The following is a 20372-nucleotide window of genomic DNA, read 5'->3' on the forward strand; positions in this document are numbered from 1 at the left end:
AACGAATGGGAAACTTATCAGGAGTATAGTGTACTAAAAACAAGTAATCTTTAGGATTATCGATTATAACTATGGAGGAAGCAGTTTTTCAAACACTTCAGCTGCCTCGGGTCGATCTGAAGACGAATACGGCGGCGATTGTTTCCGACGGCTGGCGGCGGGTGTTTGACGTGATCAAGGCCGCCTCTGCGGCTTTCAAGTATAAATATAGCACTCTGCAAGCTTGTCATTTTCGGCGGAAGCTGACGGGAGGGCGTCCCCAATAACGGCTGTATATGCGCGAGAAATGACTGACATCGGCAAAGCCGCTGAGTGAGGCCGCTTCGTACACCTTCATGCCGGATTCGAGCAGCGCCTTTGCGCGTTCCATACGTCGTTGCATCACATAATCGGTGAATGATAGACCGGTTTCTTTTTTGAACAAGCGGCTTAAGTAGACGGGATGGAAGCCTGCTTGATCGGCAAGCTCTTGAAGCGACAGCTTTTTATGCAAGCTTTGCTGCACATGGGTTATAACCTCGCGGATAACCGGGTGTCCGACCGATTCGGAGGTTTTTATCGCTGCTGCAATAACTTCTCTTGCTAACCGCCGCAGCAACTCCAAGCCTTCCTCCGGAGATTTCGTTTCCAGTTGGGCCAGCGGGTTGTCTGCGATTCCGAAGCTTTGACCGAGACTCCAGCCACGGCGCTCGGCATGACGGACGATCAGCAAGCACCCTTCCAGCAGCAGTACCCGCCAGTTATCGGGTCCGGTGGAAGCCCCGATCCGGTTGCTCCACCAAACGTTCAAGGCTTCGCTCACCTCGTCATAACGGCATGTGTCAAGTGCGATATGGAGCCATCGCTCAGAATCGCGTCGTACTGCGGCGCTACCGTTTCCTTCAATTGGAGAAGGGACTGTATCGCTTCTCCCTATTGCCTGCATGCCGGGTTGTTTGTGAGCAGCGGCGGCGTATGACAGCTCGATCCGCACAGGCTCTCCGTTAACCAAAGACTCCTCCGCATAAATGCGCACAATACCCGTTAGCCGGTCGTACTTCCAGCCGGATAGCGGTTTTTTTTGTGCGGAGCGCGACGTTTGCTCCGGACACCGTTCGCCGTTTAAATGAAGCGAGGCCGGCTTGCTGCCGCTATGTACGAGAATCTCATAACTGCGACGCTCCGGCATGTTTGCATACGCGCCTTCTCTTGGCCAAATCTGCAGGATGGTACGGTCATGGTTTGCATCGCAAAGAAAACGAGTGACTGCCACTTCACCGACCTCATACTGAAACGACTCTCCGTCATCCTCATACAGCAGAGTATCGCTTTGCTCGTAAGGATAAATATGGACAAGCAATCGATCGATAGGTCTCTGACCGACGTATTCCATATCCGGCCACATAGGCAAAATCGCTCCCGCACGCACGAACAACGGCCCGCCTGCGTGTTCCGAAGGGCGGTATTCGATCGTTGCTGGCCCAACGTATCGATCTCCGGTCCAATAGTCAATCCATCGACCTTCAGGAAGATAGACGCGTTCGCTGAAGACGGCTACGAGGAGGTAGTCTCCAAGCATAAACTGTTGGAACAAATTGCGGCAGCCGGAATCGCCAGGAAACATAAGTGGCATTGCCCTTGCGATCGGCATACCTGTGAGGGCAGCGTGATGTGCTGCGGAGTAAAGATAGGGCAGGAGACGATATCTGAGCTTGGCATACATTCGGAATAAATTACGCTGATTGTGCTCCAGAAAGCAAGGATGTCGGAAATGTCGGCCAGAATTACTCTGTGCCCAAGGCTGCAAAAAGCCGGCATGAATGCCTTCAGGAGTATCGACATGAATATGAATGGCCGTATGGACATGACCGGACAAACCGGAATTGAGTGCGGATACAACCGCGGTCGCGCGCAAGCCGTATTTGCCACTTTCGGTAGCGGTAAATTGCTGCATGCCCGTGTAACCAACGACAGCGTGAATCATCGGCCGTTTCCGGGTCTGACTGCGGTATCCGTTGTACATTTGCTTGCCTAGCATAAGAGGGTACAGATTGTGCAGTTCATTGTCATGCATACCGTTCATCCATGACCGGGCAGGTTGTGGCAGCGTTTGATGAACGCTATTGACCTTGAAGGAGTCCACGCCTTCGGAGACGAACTTTCGCACGTAATCAAACCATGATTTTATGGGTGCGTTCCCATCGGTCGAAAGTACACCCACTTGCTGTTCCTCGTATTCAGACAAGTCGTAATTGCATTCTAGCGACAGGCTGAGCTTGAAGCCATGCCGATGAAGGGTATCGATAAAATTAAGCGATCCTTGCATGTCCTGCGAAGAGACGACCAAACGCCGGGTATCCCAGCGTAACGGAGCGGAAGCCTCCTGTCCCGGATCCATCCATCCATCGGCGAGTCCAATCAGATCACAAGGGATGCCCTCCTGGCGGAATTTCAGCGCATCCTCCAAAACTTGCCGTCCGCCCGATTCCGCCGTGCAATAATAGTGCATACCGTAAGCCCATAGCGGCAGAAGACGCGGCTTTCCGGCAATATCGGTATACCGGTTCAGCAGTTCCCCATAGTCCTTGCCGCTATAGAGATAGAAATCAAGCTCACCCTCCGGACCTTCTACCCGGATCTGGTCGCTATCCTGACAACCGATGTCGATCGTATGTTTCCATGTCGTATTCATTAACAACGCCCAGCCCCGGCTGCTCATCACAAAAGGAATCGGAGCATGATAATTCGTTCCGGCTACCCACATATCCACCTTCTGACCGCGCCGTTCGATCCGGTCAGGTGCGACATCTCCCATTCCGTAAATAGACTCGTCGTCGCTAAGGACGAGCCAGACCCCGAAGCCACCGGCGTCAGACGACCATGGCGGAGCCGCAGTACGGAGGCTCATCTGGCTTTGAATCCCGCACCACGTAAACTGTCCGTCGGATAGGGCGATACGGAGCTCGCATTCCTCGGTGCGGACGACAACGGACTCTCCGTCCATGCTTGTCGTGATCGGGCAACGGTGCCCAGACTGCTTAAGGATGCCGTAGCGAATAAGAGCAGAATCGGAGAACGTTCCGCCGCTGGAGTATTGGATCCGAAACGTATGGGACGAAACGGGGCTGACTCGCACCCAGCCTCCTTGATGCAGTTCAAATTGCAAGCTGTTCGATAGCTTATCCGTAATTCTCACCTCCGTTACCTTCATCTTACCACCTGCTGTAACGAATGAGTTATAAATGTTATTAAAACTCATGAAATAAGTTTATTTAGTTATTTGACGCAATGGAAATGTCATCTCAATCACGTATACGGTTTATTGGAACTTTGTTAACCTGATGTTGTAAGCAGCTACATACGATAGAGAGAGGGGAAGCAGAACAAGATGTCGTATCAATTTTCAATCATCGGCTGTCGTCACGGGCATATTTCCAACTTTATCCAATGGATGCTCGACAATGGTCATACTTGCACAGGGATATACGATCCGGAAGATTGGAAGCTGGCGCGCCTGTATGCAGAGAAGTATGGAATACCTCTAGTGGACGAAAGGGAGAAGCTGCTATCGCCTGATGTACAGATTGTCGGCTCCTCCGCGGTCAACAATGAGAAAATAGAATTAATTGAAGCTTGTGAACGGAGAGGCATCCATATTATGCTCGACAAGCCGGCCGTCACGGACCGGTCTGGACTGAAACGCCTGGAAGCGGTCGTAGCACGGGGGAACATTCAAATTGGTCTTATGCTCCCGAAGCGTTTCTCTGGCTGGATGAACGCGCTAAAGAGTCAAATTGACGCCGGTGCAATCGGAAAGCTGGCCCACATTCATATTTCCAGCCCCCACAAGCTGATGCCGTCCACCCGGGATGCGTGGCATTTTTCCAAAGAGCGGAATGGCGGCGTACTGATCGATCTGCTCATTCACGATATGGATTTGCTGCGCTGGCTGACCGGACGTGAGATCATTTTGATACAAAGCGTTCTTGCTAAAAACATGTTACCGGAATATCCGGATTTTTACGACGTGGCATCGGTTCAGGTTGTGATGGATAACGGGACGACCGCACAGCTGTACGCAGATTGGCACACGCCGGGTAACAATACGGACGGACGATTCAGCCGGATCGTTGTCGCGGGTACGGAAGGGTATGCGGAGTGGGATGTCGGTTATGATGCATCAGACGGAAAGAAGAAGAGGCAGCTGCGTATCACCCGAGGGGAAGCACAGGATCAGAATGGTTATGTTGACGCGCAGGCTGAGGTAGTGGTATCAGCCTCAAGTGATTTTATCGATCGCATTAATGGCAAACCGGGTTTATTTACGCACCGCGATATACTAGAAGCTAGCCGAGCCGCCATCGAAGCGGACGAACGAGCCGTACGAAGAACTTGTTATGAATAAATCATCAGGTGACGAGTTAACATCTAATCCGAGTAGGAGATAGTTACATGAACAAAAAACGAAATCAAGCAAGTGTAGGTGCGGCCGTTGTTGGGCTGGGTAGAGGACAAACGCACATCCATGCACTTCTGCGTGCTGAAGGAGCAGAGCTGCTCGCGGTATGCGACAAAAACAAGGAAACGGCAGAACGTTCCGCAGCGCAGCACGGGGTGGATGCTTATACGGATCTCAGCGAACTGCTGCAACGTGATGATATCGATCTCGTACACGTGTGTACACCGAGCGGGCTGCATACCGATATGCTGCTGCAAATCGCCGAGTCCGGCAAACACGCGATTACCGAGAAACCGCTTGATATTACGCTGGATCGGATAGATCGTGCACTTGCCGCATTCGAGCAGCGCAAGCTGCAACTCGGCTGCATTTTCCAAATTCGGCTAATGCCAGCTGTCCGTCATATGAAGCAGGCTGTTGAAAGCGGACGACTGGGCAAGCTCGTATTGGCGAACGCTCATATCGAATTATACAGAACCAAGGAATATTATGAGCAAAACGGAGGCTGGAGAGGAACATGGGCTTGGGATGGGGGCGGCTCGCTGATGAATCAGGCGATCCATACGATCGATCTGCTGCAGTGGATGATGGGTCCGGTCCAATCGGTCATCGGTCACACGCAGGTCAGCACGCACCAAATCGAGACGGAGGATACGGGAGTAGCTCTGCTAAAGTTCGCAAACGGCGCTTGCGGAACGATTGCCGGGACGACGTCAGCATATCCGGGATTTGGCACATCGCTCGATATTTTCGGTGAGAACGGCGGAATCGGGATGCGGAACAACCAAATTTCGACTTGGAAAATCCATGGCGACAACATGGTGGCCGAAGAGGCGGATGTTATCGGAAACGCCGAACTAAACGTTACGAGCGATACGACTAACATTCAAATTCAGGATATGGTCGATGCCGTCCGCTACAACCGCCCGCCGCTTATTACTGGCAAAGAAGGCCGGGACGCTGTCGAGATCGTGCTCGCCATATACGAATCGGCACGTAAGAGTAAAGAAGTTTGGCTGTGTTGACTAGCTAGGGCTTTCTCAACAGTCTACGACCCTTGATTAGAGGGTCTTTTTTATTTTTTTGCTTAGAAAAACGTCATCTGGTGAAGTAAAATAGTGAAAAGTGGAGATATCCCTACGTCTGTTAACCGGGCGGAGGTGCACCTCCAACGTCGGAACGAAATTCAATCTGGAACGGCTACCGGCGGAAACGCAGATTTTATACGCTGGAGGGAGGATACGATATATGCTGGTAAAATCATTGGCTCATTATAAGCATCCCGACAATTTCCCTTTTTGGATTCAGCGAAACCGTCATGACCAAAGAAGCATGCCTCTTTTGCACACTCACGAATTCGTCGAACTGATTTATGTGGAGTGCGGTCAAGCGACGCATTTGTTCCAAGATACTTCATACGAGATCAATAAAGGCGATATTTTTATGATTAACCCGGGCGAGAAGCACGGTTACATCGTCAATGAAGGTCAGACCATCGAAGTGATCAACTGTTTGTTCCATCCGGATTTTATGGCGCCGTATGTGCTTCGTGAGTTACGGTTGGGCGATTCGTTCGATTTTTTTTACGTACAGCCTTTTTTAAATCGCGAAATCAGGTTTAACCACAAGCTGAATTTGGGTGCGGCTGACGCGGACAAAACGCAGGACATTCTGGAGGAATTGCATCAGGAAATGACGCAGCGGGATTCCGGTTATCAAGCTCTAGTGCAGCTGCGAATGACCGAACTGTTCATCCTGCTGTCCCGCTACTACAACAAGGGGAAGCACAAGCTGCAGATCCCTTCTCCGAACGAACTGCTTGTACGTCGGGTCTGTGGTTATGTGGAAAGGCATTACAACCAGAAAATCACGTTGCCGATGCTGTCGAAACTGTTTTACGTCGGGGAGCGCCAGTTAAATCGGCATTTCAATCGGTATCGAGACACCAGTGTATACGAATTTGTGCAGTTCGTCCGGATCGAAAAGGCAAAGCGATTGCTGATCGAAACCGACGACATTGTGTCTGTTGTCGCGCATCGGGTCGGCTATGAGGACGCCGCTTCCTTCGGGAGATTGTTTGTTCGCCAATGCGGTTATTCGCCGGGCAAGTACAGAGAACAGAATAGGTAGCCGCATCGAAACCAGAAAGGATGCTTAACCGTTGTCTGAAGCAGATCGATCCTGGAAAGCGGGAAAGTGACCGGATCCGCACAGTGTCTGTCCTTTTCCGCAATAGCCTCTCCTTTCCGTGTTTTATATAGTAGAGGAAAGCCTGTAGCCCTGACAAGTTCTTCGACGGAAGGACTTGAAGGGAAGAAAGGAGGCCATACAAGTCCTGCATGCGACTTTACTGCAGGGGCAAGGTCTCGGATGGCGAAGCCTATCGTTTCAAGATAAAATGAAATCGCTTACATTTTAGATTCATGACTGATGCGCAAGAGAAACGAAGGAGGACTGTATAGTGGAGAACAAGAGGATGAGTCGCAGGGCTTTGCTCGGTACCGCCACAAGCGCGGGCGCAATGTTGGTAGCGGGCAGCGTGCTGGGCCAAACCCAAGTGCAGGCGACCGGCGGCGAACAAGTGATCGTAGTCGATGACATCACCGCGATGAAAAGCTTGTCATCGCCGGAGGACGGCCAACTCGTTAGGACGCGCGGCTATTTCGCTTCCGGGGACGGCGGCGGGGCCTGGTACTTCATTACGTCAACTGCCAGTTATACCGGGTCGCCGGACGGCTATGTCGATCACGGGTTGATCGCATCGGGCAAAGTCGCCGTATTGGAAATCTCGCAGGGAATCGATATGTTGCAGGTCGGCGTCCAGACGGGCGTCGACTGCACGGCACGAGTCCGGGCCGCGTATGCCAAAGGGGCGAAGAATTATTTCTATACCGGGGACATAGCGCCGGTCATCGATTGCGACGACCCCGCTTATCCGACAACCAAGTTCAACGGGGGCATCCGACCACCGAGCGACAGCACCCATTGGTTCGACGGTCGGTTTCGATTTCAAGCAAAAGCGAGTCCTTACGGCGAGCATGTGCTCTTTAACTTGCAAGGCTGCGAGCACGTTACGATGTGGCGTCCCTGGGTGATCGGGGATATCGGGACCCATACGGGGACCGGCGGAGAGTGGGGGTTCGGTTTTTATATCGCTTCCGGCAGCAAACATGTCGCCATCCATAACGGAACTGCCGAGAGGTTTTGGGGCGATGGATATTATATCGGCGTATACCCGCATAATTCGGCGCTGCCGATCCCCGAGCATATACTGCTTCAGGATTGCATTGCCGATTCCAATCGCAGGCAAGGGTTGTCGATCGTCACCGTCCAGAGTGGACGGATCGTCGGGGGAGATTACCGCAATACCGGGAAGATCGTTTTGACAAACCCGGGTTACGGCATCGATATCGAACCTAACAGTCAGCTCGGGAACAAGATAGACGTATCGCTTATCGATGTCAAGACCAGCAACAACGGACGAGGCGGTCTGCAGCTCGTACCAGGGTTCCTGACCGCCTCGAGTACCGTAAATCCGTTATTTGATGTTTACATCGCCAACTATCGTTCCGAGTCGGACGGTCCGGTCGGGGGGCTTCGCTTCGCCTTTCCCGGACTGAGCGGCGGGGTTAACCTCACGAAAAAGATCCGGGGTTCGATCGTGATCGAGAAGGCGACGATCGTGCGGCCGGCACGCAAAGCGGTGGAGTGGGCGCGTTGGGGACCGAATGCGCCCGAAGTGATCGCGACCGATGTCGCCGTACACGACCCCAACGAAGCGGGCGTTGCCGGCTCTTCCTACCCGCAGGAGCGGAGCGCGTTCTCGATCGATATCGTCGCCTCCCATGTGACGAGCGGTCAAGTCCGTATCGGCAAAATAACGCTAATACGTCCGAGGGCCATCGATACCAGAAGCACGCCGCAGATGCTCGTCCCCTTTTGGGCAAATGCGGCATCCGGGGCGTCGATCAACGGCCTGCACATTATCGATCCGTATTCGGAAAACGACCTGGAAGGCGATCGCGGTTTTTTGCGCCTTAACGTCTCCGACGATAGCCGGCTGACCTATACGGGCCCTCGCCCCAGATACGTACTGAATAACAACCTTACCTTGAGCGGCGGATTGTTCGCAGGGATCGAACTGATGCTCCCGTCCGCCGAAACGGGGACGAAGGATGTGCAACTGCCCGATTCCGCAGTATCGATCGGGTTGGAGTATGCATTCGCCAACGCTTCCCAGTCCGGAGGAAAGATCCGGCTGCTGGCATCCGGATCGGATATCTTGCAGCTGCCGGGAGCGGCCGGAGCGACAAGCTTGCTGATCGAACCGGGCACGGTCTGCAAAGTGAGAGCGCTGCTGCCCGGCGTCTGGTCGATCTGAGCTGCTCAACAGAAAGTAGCCTCTAATCCGCTTCAAAGCGGATTAGAGGCTTTACCGTCCCTGCCGATTTATTTCGCGTTTTGTCTTAGCGCGTTAATCTCTTTCGTCGCCTCTTCCTCCGCTTGGCGGAACAGGGAGTTGATGTCGGTTTGTCCTTGTGCCAGCTGCAAGGCACCGTTTGTATGAAATCTGTCGATGGCGGCGCCGTAAGGCGGAGTTTTAAACGCAATCGGAGCCACCTTGTTGTAAAAAAGGGCCGAATAATTTTTATTGCTGAAGGTGGTTTTGCTGCCGAATGCTTGCTTTACGGTTTCCAGTTTCAATACCGGCATTTGTCCCTTTTCGGATATTTCTTTCTGATACTCTTCGGAAAGCAGGAATTTCAAGGCTGTCATCGCGGCATCCTTGTTCGCGCTAAATGAAGTGATGCCCATCTGGAACGGATAAGGCTGCGCGCCCACACCCGGTTTTTCGCGAAAAGTAGGCAGCGACGCGATGTCCCAATCGATCTGTTTCATTTCCTCGCCCAAGGCGGAGATGAGCCCCGACGAATAGCCGTACATGGCTAACGTTTGGTCCCGTACGAAGGTGTAATGGTCGGGTATTTTTTTCAGTCGGATCGTTTCCGCGCGGGCGATTTCCTGTTCGAACGGACGAACAAACAACGTTTCGAACAACGGTTTCCAAAGCGGGTTGGTATTAATCGTCGGCGTCATCGTCAATGGATCGACGCTCGGCAGCGAAAACTGGTTCTGATTGGCGGTGTTGGCCGGATTTACGGTCAAACCGACGTAGGAGGTGCCGGCTTCCTGTCGGGTCAGTTTTTTCCCCAATTCGATCGCTTCATCCCAGGTCATACCGTTTTGCGGAAAGGGGACGCCGAATTTCTGAAAGAGCGTCTTGTTGTAGAACAAGGTCATTACGTTGTTTTGAATCGGGAATCCGTAGATCGGACCGCCGGCGGCACCATTCATGTAATCCACATAAACCGGATCCAGATCGGACAAGGGGACGTTATGTTTCTTGATCAGCTCGCGCATATCGTATTCCATGCCGCTTTCGATCATATAACGTTCGAAGTTGCCGATGGTATTGAAGAAAATGTCGAATTTCGTACCCGAGGCCAGTAAATCCTGCAACGATGTACCCGTTGCGGCCCGGATGTATTCGATCGTGTAGTTCGGAAATTTTTTTCGCAATGCGTTGCCGAAGGATTGATCGAAGCTTTCTTCGGAGTTTCCGTTATTGGAGTAAAATACAAGCTTGGCTTGTTCATGCTGGCCGTCTTGCGGCGGGGTGTCCCCAGCTTCGCGATTGGTTTCAGCCGGAGCGGGAGTACAGCCGGACGCAAGTACCAGCAGCAAGGCTGCCATGGCAGTCGAGCAACTGACGGCTCGCTTGGCTTTACTTGAAATGGTCGGAATGGGTTTCACGGATTTCACGGATTTCCTCTCCTTCATCACCGATGGTTTGTGATTGCATTCGAATTCAACAACTCTTGGATCGTTACTTTCCGTTGCTCCTGGATCGAGATATTCGCGGCCGCTCCGATGAGCATGGATAGGGCGCCTTCCCAGGAGCCGGCCCGCTGCTCCAACGAATCGGTCGGCTCGTTCTGGACGAACATTTTGCGGATCCGGTCGTCGCTCCCGCCGTGCGAACCCGTTGCTTTTCGGGCTTCATACACGACTTTTTCCCCTTTTTGATTGAAAAGGTGAATCTGTTGCGTTGGTTCGTCCGCTCTATCGCCGGTATAATATTCGCCAGCCTCGATTCTGCCCTTGGTGCCATTGAAGGTGGCGGTCCAATTTTTATACGGGCTATGCGCAACGAGGGAATAATTCAAGACAGTACCTTTCCGGTATCGGACATGGACAGACATCGTATCGTAAATATCGATATCTTCGCCGAACACGCAGCGATCGCGAATGTAGCCGTCGTCCGTCTCGCATTTATGAAAATAGTCGTTGTTGAACGGGTGTTGCGTAATATCGAAATAAAACTCGCACGTGCTTGCAAAGCTGCAATTCAAGCAACGAAAGCCGCGTTCTTCGCGCGTAGGGCCGAAAAAGCGCCGTTCACCGAAGGCGCTTACTTCAACGGGCTCGTCGCGCAGCCACCAATTGGCCAAATCGAAATGATGGGTCGACTTATGGACGAGCAGCCCGCCGCTGTTGCTCATATGGCGATGCCATCTCCGGAAATATTGTGCGCCATGGTTCGAGTCCAAATACCAGTTGTAGTCCACGCTGAGGATGTCTCCGATCGTACCGGCGTCCAGCAGCTCTTTTACCCGCATCATGTAGGGCATATAGCGGCAATTGAAAGCGACCTTGATGTTGCGACCGGTCCGTTTCTCGGCATCCAGAATGGACTGGCATTTCACGGCATCTGTAGTCATCGGTTTCTCGGTAATGACGTCGAGTCCGGCTTCCAATGTCCGGATAATGAAGGAGTCATGCGTACTGTCCATCGTCGTGATCAATACAAGATCAGTGCCGCTCTTCTGCAGCATGCTGTCAAAGCTGTCGTAAACCGGAACATGGCCGCATTCTTCCGCGAGCAAGCGCGCTCTGGACGGATTCTGATCAAAGACGCCTACCAGTTCGACCTCTTCGCGAAATTGTGTGGCCAACGGTTTCACGAGAATATGAGCACGCGCTCCCGCTCCGGCAACCGCTATTTTCTTCAACTTGTACGCCCCCTTGGTTTAATTTGATTTGAATGTACACCCTCAGATTAGCAAGTATGAAGAGGGGTGTGTAGGTGCGTACGATAACCATTGTTTGACGATCGATAATCAACTCCTCTGTTATCATGGATGTTCATAACCTGTCCATCCGTTTGCCAGCGGAATTATCGGATCAGAAAAGGAGAGTGAACGGGACATGTGGAGATACGATGGCGACGGTCCGGCGGTCGATGACGGACACGGCTTGCAAATGGGCTGGTCAAACCGTGGAAAGCTGGCGGCCTTCGCGGTCGCGCCCCGTACGTTTCGCATCCGGGCAAAGGTTGGCGGAGATTTTGCCGAATCGACGCTTCATCGATACGGCATTTTGCGGAAGACGGGCCAGACCGTTGCGACGGAGACGGAAGAAACGGCGCACTCGTTCACCGTAAGTACCGAACAGGCTTGCCTGCGCATCGGACGTGCCGACGGAACGCTAACGTTCTGGAGTTCGGGTAAGGAAAGCTTGCCGCTTACGATGTCGAACCTGACGATCGGCGCGGAAGGGGGATTTGATATCCGTTTTGCCTTGACGGAGGGGGAGCGGCTCTACGGCTTGGGGAATGCTGTGCCCGATCGCCTTCAACTGCGCGGCAGCCGAGCTGTCATTTCGGTCGCGCCAGGCGCCAACCCGGTACCGGTTCCTTTCGTGATGAGCAGCGGCGGTTGGGCCTTATTGATCAATACGACATGGCCGCACGCCTTCGATCTAGGCCAAACGAATCCAGACGAGATGAGGATCACTGCCGAAGAAGGGGAGCTTGATCTTTACGTATTCGGCGGAGACGATTTCCGGGAGTTGTTGGAGCGATACACGGATATCGCCGGCAAGCCCAGGTTGCTGCCGATCTGGGCGTACGGTTTGGCCTACATCCGCGACATGACGACCCATGATCGGGAAGTGCTGGACGATGTGCTGAAATTTCGACAGGAAGGCATCCCTTGCGATCTCATCGGTCTGGGCAGCGGCTGGAACGAAACGGGCAAAGGGGATGCGACGGATATGCGCTGGCATTCGACGCGTTTTTCCGCGCCGACCACCGGCCAGGACCGCTCGTTCACGTTTATGGACATGCTGCAGCGACACGGCTTCAAGCTCGGTCTGCTCATGCACTGCATTAACTATGATCTGACAGCGTATGCGGAAGTTTCTGCGCGCCAAGCAGCCGGAAGCGGAACGGATGTCGCGCCGGAGCCATGGTATGCCCATTTGCGTCCGTTCGCCGGGGAGGGGGTCGTGTCCTTTCGCTTTTCCTCCTACAGTCAGATGGACAGGGAAACGGAACGGGATCAGAAGTGGGCGAATGGCATGAAGGATCGGGAGCTGTGCAATTTGTATCCGGTGCTGCTGGGCAAGCAAACTTATGAGGGGTATGCGGAGCAAACGGGGAAAAGACCGTTTATCCATTGTGTTTCGGGGTATACCGGCATTCAGCAGTTTACTGCTTTGGAATCGGGTAGATACAACAGCGGCGTCGTAGCGGTTGTTCAGGCGCTGAGCATGGGCTTGTCGGGTCATGCGCACACCGCTTCCCATATCAATGTGGATATGCGCGAAAGCATCCATGCCGGTTTTTTGCAGCCCTGGTCGTTTATCAATAGCGGCAGCTACTTCCGGAATCCGTGCGTTCTGGAAAAACCTCTTCGGGACATTTTCCGCAAGTACGCCAGATTGAGGTACCGGCTGCTGCCATACGTGTATGCTACGGCACACGTTGCCGCTCGTACGGGAATGCCTATTGCCAGAGCGATGCCGCTCATGTTTCCGGACGACCCGCATTGCGGGGAGCTGCGGCAGCAGTACATGCTGGGACCGTTTTTGCTGGTAGCCGTTTTTACCGATCGCGTTTACTTGCCTGTAGGCCGTTGGATCAACTACTGGACAGGCGAAACGTTTAATGGCGGACAAACGGTTTCTTGCACAATCCCTGATGAGGCGGGAGGCCCTTTGTTTTTACGAGAAGGCGCGATTCTACCGTTGTGGCCGGAAATGGAATACGTTGGGCAAACGGAGATTAGACGCATGACGCTGCATATTTATCCGGGAGAGCGCAGTCGGTTTACGATATATGAGGATGACGGAATTACGCTGGCCCATGAGCAAGGCCATATGGCCACTACAGAAGTTTCCTGCGAATCGGACGCCGGACAGATCACGGTGAAAATCGGGCCTCGAACCGGAGCGTATGCAGGAATGCCGGACAAGCGGAGCTACGAGCTGTCCGTATTCACCGGCGGCAGACCAGCCGGCATCGAACTGAACGGGATGCCGATGCCGGAAAAAAAGACGGGGGACAAGGCGAAGTCGCGAACCGGATGGCAATACATCCCACATACCCGATGCGTTCAGTTGCAGGTAACAGAGGATGTGCGGACAGGAGCGCGGGTGAAGCTGAGCCTGGACGATCCGCTTGCGAGTCCCTGCAAAGAACGGAGTATGCCAGAAAGAGGTGAAGCGACAGCTACCGCGTCGAGGTCGGTTTCCGACGAGGAATTGATTCTGGGATTGGAGACAATGGACAGGGAAGAGATCGGAATTCTACTGGTGAGCTGGTGGAATCATGAGGGAGACGATTGGCGGCTGCGCCTGCTCCACGGCTGCTCCTTGTTCATCAGCCATGTGAAACGCCGTGGTTGGACGGCTTCGGAGGTATGGGGCAAAGATTTGGAACCCGTGTACACGATGCATCGAATCCGGACACCGGCTCAGGGACTCGCTTTGCTGAGCCGCCTTGTCCGGCGGATGATGGATTTTGCACGCCCGCCGGGCGGCGCTGACATCCACCCCGTAATCCGACAAGCGTTGGCTATAGTGGAGGCCGAGCTGAAGCAAAAGCTTTCTTTACAGCAGGTCGCGCAACGAACCAATGTGCATCCGTTTTATTTGAGCCGCCTGTTCAAACGGCATGTCGGGCAACCGTTTTCCAGTTACATTTTGATGCAGCGGATGAACAGAGCGCGATCGCTTCTGGAATCCGGCATGAAAGTGTACGAAGCGGCCGCCGAAAGCGGCTTTCAGGATCCTAGCCACTTTTCGAGAGTGTTTGCGAAGTATTGGGGCTCCCCGCCTGAAACGTTCAAACGCCCGAGGCGCTTGTAAGCTGACTGGAACAACTATGCAGTACTAAATTTTAATAAGCACCACCGACACCTATCATACGGATATCTGGACGGAACATTCAAGCAGAACGGCAGCTTTCCACGGATCTTCAGAGCATGAATGCTGGGGAGTTCACTCGAACGATCTTAGGGCAAAGACAGTATTGCCATTATGGAAAACGTTTGGTATTATTAATCACGTCGAATAAAACATTTGTATAAAGGTATTATTCAGTTTTTTAATGTATTCTTAGAAAACGTTAAAGTAGGTGCTGAAAGTGAAAAAGTACTCAATTGTCGGAACAGGGGACAGGGCGGCTGCATTCGGAAAACCGATGGCGGACGCTTTTCCAAACGAGGTCGAGCTTGTAGGCGTGTTCGATATCAATCCACTGCGAGCCAATAAGTTCGCGCAGGAGCATGGCGGAATTCCCGTTTATGCCGATTTCGATACATTGCTTGCTCAGAGCGGCGCCGAGCTTTATATCATCGCAACGCCGGATAATACCCATCACGAATACATCATCCGAACGATGGAAGCCGGTTTTGACGTTGTTACCGAAAAGCCGATGACGACAGACAGCGACAAGTGCAAAGCGATATTGGAGGCGGAACGACGTACGGGGCGACAAGTAACGGTCGCCTTCAACTGCAGGTTCATGCCCTATATGGCCCAATTGAAAAAAATCATCGAAGAGGGAACGATCGGCCGGCTGTTGAGTATCGATTTTAACTGGTACCTCGATACGACTCACGGAGCGCAATATTTCCGCCGTTGGCACCGACATATGAATCAAAGCGGCGGGCTGCTCGTTCACAAATCGACCCATCATTTTGATTTGGTCAATTGGTGGCTGGACGATCAGCCGATGCAAGTCAATGCGATGGGAACCCGACAATATTTCGGGCCCGCAAGGGAGCAAAGAGGGGAACGCTGCTTGACGTGCGACTTCACAAAATCTTGCGAACATTATTACGATATTCAAGCCAACAAATATATCCGCGAGCATTATTACGATAACGAGAAGAAGGATTGCTATATCCGGGACAAATGCGTGTTTGGAGACGACATAGACATCTATGACACGATGTCTGTCCAAGTCCAATACACAAGAGGCGCCTTGCTGAACTACACCTTGGTGGCGCACAGTCCTTATAAAAATTGGACCGCCACGTTCAACGGAACGGAGGGGAGAATGGAAGCGGGCGAGTATTTCAGGGGACCGCTAGCCGAAGTGCCCATGCACCAAATTCAAATCTATAACCGCGTTGGGGAGGTGATCAGCCGCCAGACCAAAAAAGCGACGGGCTCGCACGGAGGCGGTGACTACCGTCTTCAACAGATGATCTGCACGCAATCGAAGGATGAACTGCGGCAGCGCGCCGGTTCCATGTCGGGAGCCATGTCCCTGCTAATCGGTGTTGCCGCCAATCGTTCCATTGTGGAAGGAAAGTGTATACGGATTCAAGACTTGCTGGATTGATTCCATTAGACGAGGTGGTAGAATGGTCCCATAACCGCCGTGGATGGCAATGTCCCCGATTCTCATTTATAATGAAAGCATAGACCAGAACTTTCATGAATTGGGTGAATCCGTGGTTACGATTAAAGATATTGCTCAAATGGCGGGCGTCAGTTTCACGACGGTGTCTAAAGCGCTTAACGGCGAACCGGGTGTCCGCGCGGAAACAAGAAACAAAATCATAGCAATCGCCAATAAACTGAATTATGTTCCGAATCTTGCCGCCCGTCGCCTAGTCGACCGCAAATCGGACAGCATCGGCTTGATTTGGCCGAACAAGTCCGGTCTGTTTCTTTATCACTTGTTCGAGCAATTTCAAATCCAGGCCGAAAAGGCAGGATACTCGGTGATGGTTGCGTTAGGAAACCCGGCGGCGGCGGTTCGAACATTCATGAAACATTTTGTCGATACTATCGTTGTATGGCCGACTGCAGAGAATACGTCCCCGGAATTTATCCGGACGAGAGAATCGTTTCAGGGAACGATGGTGATGTTCAACAGTTCTCCAAGTCCTGACTACCATACCATATCCATTGACCGACAAGAGGCGATTCAACAAGCTGTGGATCATCTTTCCGGACTCGGCCACCGCAAGATCAGCTTTATCGGCTACAATTCGGAGAAGATCACAGGGTTTGACCGGGCCGCACAGCTTCTTCAACTAGAAGACCATCCCGACCGTCTCATCTTTACTCCGCAAAACGCTCCGGAATCGTGGAATCGGGTAGCGGATATGCTCCGCAAAACGAAATCGCAGCGCCCGACGGCGCTCATAGTCGACAGCTACATCGCGATGTTCAAACTGCTAAAGCTGTGTAGAATGTGCAATGTGAGGATCCCGGAAGATCTTTCGCTCATCGCCTACGATGATGTTCCGGAACTTGAAGAAATGACAGACATTGTGGTTACGACAGTTGGGCCCAACGTCGAGCATTTGGCGAGCGCGGCACTGGATATTTTGGTCGGACTCGGGCACGGGCATCCCGCGGAAGGCGGGTATCGTCATGTAAAAGTGGCTTCTCAATTGACCGTCCGTGGAACGACCCGACCGGTCTCGGACTATGCTTTGTGACCGACTGCAGGCGTTCGTTCCAAAAGTAAAGCGCAGCAGTTGTTGCATACAGCCCTCTATAGTATTGGAATTTGAGCTTCTCATCCTATATATCCGAGCATCCTTTTCCGCTTAAAACGCGGATTTTTTAGGTTCTTATCCTCGGCCGGCGAATCACTCGGCTGCTTCGTTTACCTACAATGAGTGGGGAGGTTATCCAAGGGAGGATGGAACGTGCTCTGATCGACAAATATGTGCCGCGGCTTTTTTACTCCATGTACTGGAGACGCAAGGACCGTTTTTTGCTTTACGAAGATTTGTGCCGGGAGTGGACGATTTTAGCTGTTGAGGATGGATCGTTTTATTACGAGTTTGGGGACCAGAAAGGAATCGCGACATTTGGCGATTTGGTCGTATGCCCGGCTAAGACCGTTCTGCGAAGAGTCGTCATTCAACCATTAACGTTTTATGTATTCCGGCTGCGGTGGACCGATTTGGACGGGAAGGAAGTGGTGTTCCATTCCGAGACGCCTCTTATTGCCGGTAAAATCAGTTTCCAGAATACGAAGCGGCTCTCCTCCAATTTCGCGATGATGCGAGAGGCGGAGGAGCGGAACGAACGTCATCGTATGACGATCCACAACCATTATGTGCAAGATATGTGGTATTTGTATGGCAAAGAATACAGAAACACGTACGGCCTGTCGTCTGACGAAGCAGGCTGTTCCACCGCGGATCCCGTCATGGTTCAGGCAGCTGCGATGCTGCAGCAGCGGGCGTTCGAGCCGTTTGAATTGAGGGAGATTGCGTCCGCTCTGCAGCTCAGCCCAGCGCGGTTTACGCAAAAATTCAAACAGCAGTTTTCGGTCACCCCGAATCAATATCTTGTTTCTTACCGGTTGAAACGGGCAAAAAGCTTGCTGATGGAAACCAAATTGACCATGAATCAGATTGCGGAATGTATCGGCTACCAGGACGGCTACTATGTCAGCAAAATGTTTCGTAAATATTTTAATGTGACGCCATCGATGTACCGCAGCACACATTCTGTCTAACCGATTAAATTGGATACATTCGCGCGTAAACGGAAGCCATTCATTATGAAAACGATTTCAACTATGCTGAAACAGAAGCGCACCCCCGATGGGAAGCGCCATATTTCATGCAGGGAGGAATCGAAGATGGATGAGCATCAAGCAAACAAATGGGAGGACAGTGAACGTTCTCGTGTACAACTAAGCAGAAGAAAAATGCTTGCTTCTGTCGGCATGGCAGGAGCTGTGCTCGCATCCGGAGCGTTTATGACCGATGTGTTTGCTAAGCCTGCACAGACCGTGACAGAGAATGTGTACGGAACAGGGCAACCGTGGCTGGCGCATTGGGCAAAGCTTGGGGCGGTGAATGTTCTCGATTATGGCGCAAAGGGGGACGGCGTGGCAGACGATACAGCGGCTTTTGCTGCTGCTGCAAGCGAAGGGAAGCCGATTCTCGTCCCGAAGACGGCGGCATGGTATGTGCTGCAAACAACGATTCATTTGACCAACTCGATCATCGGCATCGGAATGCCGGACATTCGCATGCAGCAGCCGGACGGATCGGATAACAAACGGATGTTTTCCATTGTAGGCTATCGCGGAGGCGGCTTGCATATTACCGGTTTACGTTTGGACGGGCAGTATACAGGCGGGGAACTGGGAGAGCAATCGCACTTGCTACGCATCATTGATTCGCGGCACGTCCACGTTCATCATAACGTCCTGGTCGATCCTTACGGAGACTGTGTCTATTTGGGATCCCATAACGGTGTCTCGTTTACGGACCCTTGCGAGCAAATCTACATTTATGACAATGAAATGTCGGGTCCGAGGCGATGCGTCGTTGCAATCGTATCGGCTCGCAGCGTCTGGATTCGAAATAACGTGATGAATCATCCGCACAACTACGTGGCGTGCATCGATATAGAGCCGAATAAAACTTCGACGGGCAAGGAACTGGTGGAAGATGTATGGATTGAGGGGAATACGTTTTACTCCGCCGGGCATTTTGTAAACTCGTTGACGCCAAATGTCGGCCTGCCCAACAAACGGATTACGGTTCACAACAATCAAGGGAGATCCCGTTATTTGTTCCGCTGCAATTCCAATTATGAGGGCAATACCGAAGAGGTTCGCATTACGAACAATTTGTTTTACGGGTCGGTTGGCGAGGCACGGATGTTATCCATCTCGAAAATTTTAAAAGGATTGGTGATCCGCGGTAATCAGGATTACGCGACAGGAGCTCAAGGATGGGTGATTCAAAATGCGGTCGCACCTGTTATTGCTGATAACTGCATCGAGGCAAGCCGGGCTGTTGCGATGGCGTTGTGGAACTGCAAACAAGTCAAGCTGTTTGGCAATCAGATCAAAGATGTGTATTCGTCGTACGGAGCTGTGCAGTTTCTGGGCAATCCTTCGAGCGGGCATCACATTAGCTCCAACTCGCTGGTTCATACGGACTACGGATTTGTGTTCAAGGAAGTGGTGACCGATACGTTATTCGAAGGGAACATCATTGACGCGAAACGGTTTGCGATCAAAATGGAACCGGAGAGCCAACCTTCCGACATCAAGATCACCGGAACCAATTTGTTTACAGGAGAGGGGATTCCTGTCGGGGGCGCGGATGCACTTTCCCGTCTCTATACTCCGGAAGCCATATCGAAAGGGGCCGGGGTCACATGGGCAGACGCCATTCCGGCTTCAGGGACATGGAGTCAAGGCAGCACCGTGATGAACCGCCTTGCACAATCGTCAAGCACTCTGGGGTGGATTTGTGTACAAGGAGGAACACCGGGACAATGGCAGCCGTTTGGCATTGTCGGGGAAGAGCGGCTTGTGCTGAAGGCTCCGGGCGGCAGCCGGTATTCCATCCAAATTGACGACACAGGTACGTTGATGACACAGCCGTTGTAACAGACCCGTATGGGCAGCAGGACAGCAGCACAGCAACAAGTGGTTGGGCAGCGGTTTCCGCAGTTCAACCGCTTGTTTTTCTGCGTACAGCCAAATCTCCTTCATGGTCCCCGGCACCATCATGCAGCGCAGTACTTGATCCTTACTTGCAAATGATGTATATTGTTTTTACATTGACATTACAGCAGGTCTAAA

12 protein-coding genes are annotated in these 20372 nt (G+C 52.4%); 9 read left to right on the forward strand and 3 right to left on the reverse strand.

Translation table 11 applies throughout. The annotated features are described in order from the left end of the window. Positions 1 to 226 precede the first annotated feature (226 nt). A complete protein-coding gene (locus ABD796_RS35330; protein ID WP_344917438.1) occupies positions 227 to 3190 on the reverse strand; it encodes a TIM-barrel domain-containing protein in 2964 nt (987 codons plus the stop codon). A 177-nt stretch (positions 3191 to 3367) separates the two neighbouring features. Between ABD796_RS35330 and ABD796_RS35335 the strand changes: the two genes are divergently transcribed. The 4 genes from ABD796_RS35335 to ABD796_RS35350 all read left to right on the forward strand — a co-directional run bounded on the left by ABD796_RS35335 (position 3368) and on the right by ABD796_RS35350 (position 8819). Further along, positions 3368 to 4384, forward strand: coding sequence for a Gfo/Idh/MocA family protein (locus ABD796_RS35335; protein ID WP_344917440.1), 1017 nt, complete (start codon positions 3368 to 3370; stop codon positions 4382 to 4384). Between the two features lie 47 nt (positions 4385 to 4431). After that, complete coding sequence (locus ABD796_RS35340; RefSeq protein ID WP_344917442.1) at positions 4432 to 5463, forward strand: Gfo/Idh/MocA family protein; 1032 nt, start codon at positions 4432 to 4434, stop codon at positions 5461 to 5463. Between the two features lie 223 nt (positions 5464 to 5686). Then, positions 5687 to 6568, forward strand: coding sequence for a helix-turn-helix domain-containing protein (locus ABD796_RS35345; RefSeq protein WP_344917444.1), 882 nt, complete (start codon positions 5687 to 5689; stop codon positions 6566 to 6568). 331 nt (positions 6569 to 6899) lie between these two features. Next, entirely contained in the window at positions 6900 to 8819 is a 1920-nt protein-coding gene (locus ABD796_RS35350) for a hypothetical protein (protein WP_344917446.1), read from the forward strand. Between the two features lie 68 nt (positions 8820 to 8887). On the opposite strand, the gene ABD796_RS35355 is transcribed toward ABD796_RS35350, so the two are convergent. After that, a complete protein-coding gene (locus ABD796_RS35355; RefSeq protein WP_344917448.1) occupies positions 8888 to 10261 on the reverse strand; it encodes an ABC transporter substrate-binding protein in 1374 nt (457 codons plus the stop codon). Between the two features lie 17 nt (positions 10262 to 10278). After that, complete coding sequence (locus ABD796_RS35360; RefSeq protein WP_344917450.1) at positions 10279 to 11511, reverse strand: Gfo/Idh/MocA family protein; 1233 nt, start codon at positions 11509 to 11511, stop codon at positions 10279 to 10281. A gap of 196 nt (positions 11512 to 11707) precedes the next feature. On the opposite strand from ABD796_RS35360, the gene ABD796_RS35365 reads away from it, so the two are divergent. The 5 genes from ABD796_RS35365 to ABD796_RS35385 all read left to right on the forward strand — a co-directional run bounded on the left by ABD796_RS35365 (position 11708) and on the right by ABD796_RS35385 (position 20177). Further along, positions 11708 to 14650 (forward strand): TIM-barrel domain-containing protein, encoded by a 2943-nt coding sequence (locus tag ABD796_RS35365; RefSeq protein ID WP_344917452.1) that lies wholly within the window; start codon positions 11708 to 11710, stop codon positions 14648 to 14650. A 277-nt stretch (positions 14651 to 14927) separates the two neighbouring features. Continuing rightward, positions 14928 to 16133 carry a Gfo/Idh/MocA family protein gene (locus tag ABD796_RS35370; RefSeq protein WP_344917454.1) on the forward strand — a complete coding sequence of 402 codons (1206 nt, stop codon included), beginning with the start codon at positions 14928 to 14930 and terminating at the stop codon, positions 16131 to 16133. A gap of 112 nt (positions 16134 to 16245) precedes the next feature. After that, a complete protein-coding gene (locus ABD796_RS35375; RefSeq protein WP_344917456.1) occupies positions 16246 to 17244 on the forward strand; it encodes a LacI family DNA-binding transcriptional regulator in 999 nt (332 codons plus the stop codon). Positions 17245 to 17450: 206 nt separating this feature from the next. Then, entirely contained in the window at positions 17451 to 18278 is an 828-nt protein-coding gene (locus ABD796_RS35380; protein ID WP_344917459.1) for a helix-turn-helix domain-containing protein, read from the forward strand. 126 nt (positions 18279 to 18404) lie between these two features. Then, positions 18405 to 20177 carry a hypothetical protein gene (locus tag ABD796_RS35385; protein WP_344917461.1) on the forward strand — a complete coding sequence of 591 codons (1773 nt, stop codon included), beginning with the start codon at positions 18405 to 18407 and terminating at the stop codon, positions 20175 to 20177. Positions 20178 to 20372 lie beyond the last annotated feature (195 nt).

It is taken from the genome of Paenibacillus hodogayensis (assembly GCF_039536325.1).
GTDB classification, from domain to species: Bacteria; Bacillota; Bacilli; order Paenibacillales; family NBRC-103111; genus Paenibacillus_AB; species Paenibacillus_AB hodogayensis.

What these genes read in the sequence shown, in the direction of transcription:
- ABD796_RS35365 (WP_344917452.1), top strand. Translation starts at nt 11,708, where the DNA reads ATGTGGAGATACGATGGCGACGGTCCGGCGGTCGATGACGGACACGGC.
- ABD796_RS35335 (WP_344917440.1), top strand. Translation starts at nt 3,368, where the DNA reads ATGTCGTATCAATTTTCAATCATCGGCTGTCGTCACGGGCATATTTCC.
- ABD796_RS35340 (WP_344917442.1), top strand. Translation starts at nt 4,432, where the DNA reads ATGAACAAAAAACGAAATCAAGCAAGTGTAGGTGCGGCCGTTGTTGGG.
- ABD796_RS35330 (WP_344917438.1), bottom strand. Translation starts at nt 3,190, where the DNA reads ATGAAGGTAACGGAGGTGAGAATTACGGATAAGCTATCGAACAGCTTG.
- ABD796_RS35380 (WP_344917459.1), top strand. Translation starts at nt 17,451, where the DNA reads ATGGAACGTGCTCTGATCGACAAATATGTGCCGCGGCTTTTTTACTCC.
- ABD796_RS35345 (WP_344917444.1), top strand. Translation starts at nt 5,687, where the DNA reads ATGCTGGTAAAATCATTGGCTCATTATAAGCATCCCGACAATTTCCCT.
- ABD796_RS35385 (WP_344917461.1), top strand. Translation starts at nt 18,405, where the DNA reads ATGGATGAGCATCAAGCAAACAAATGGGAGGACAGTGAACGTTCTCGT.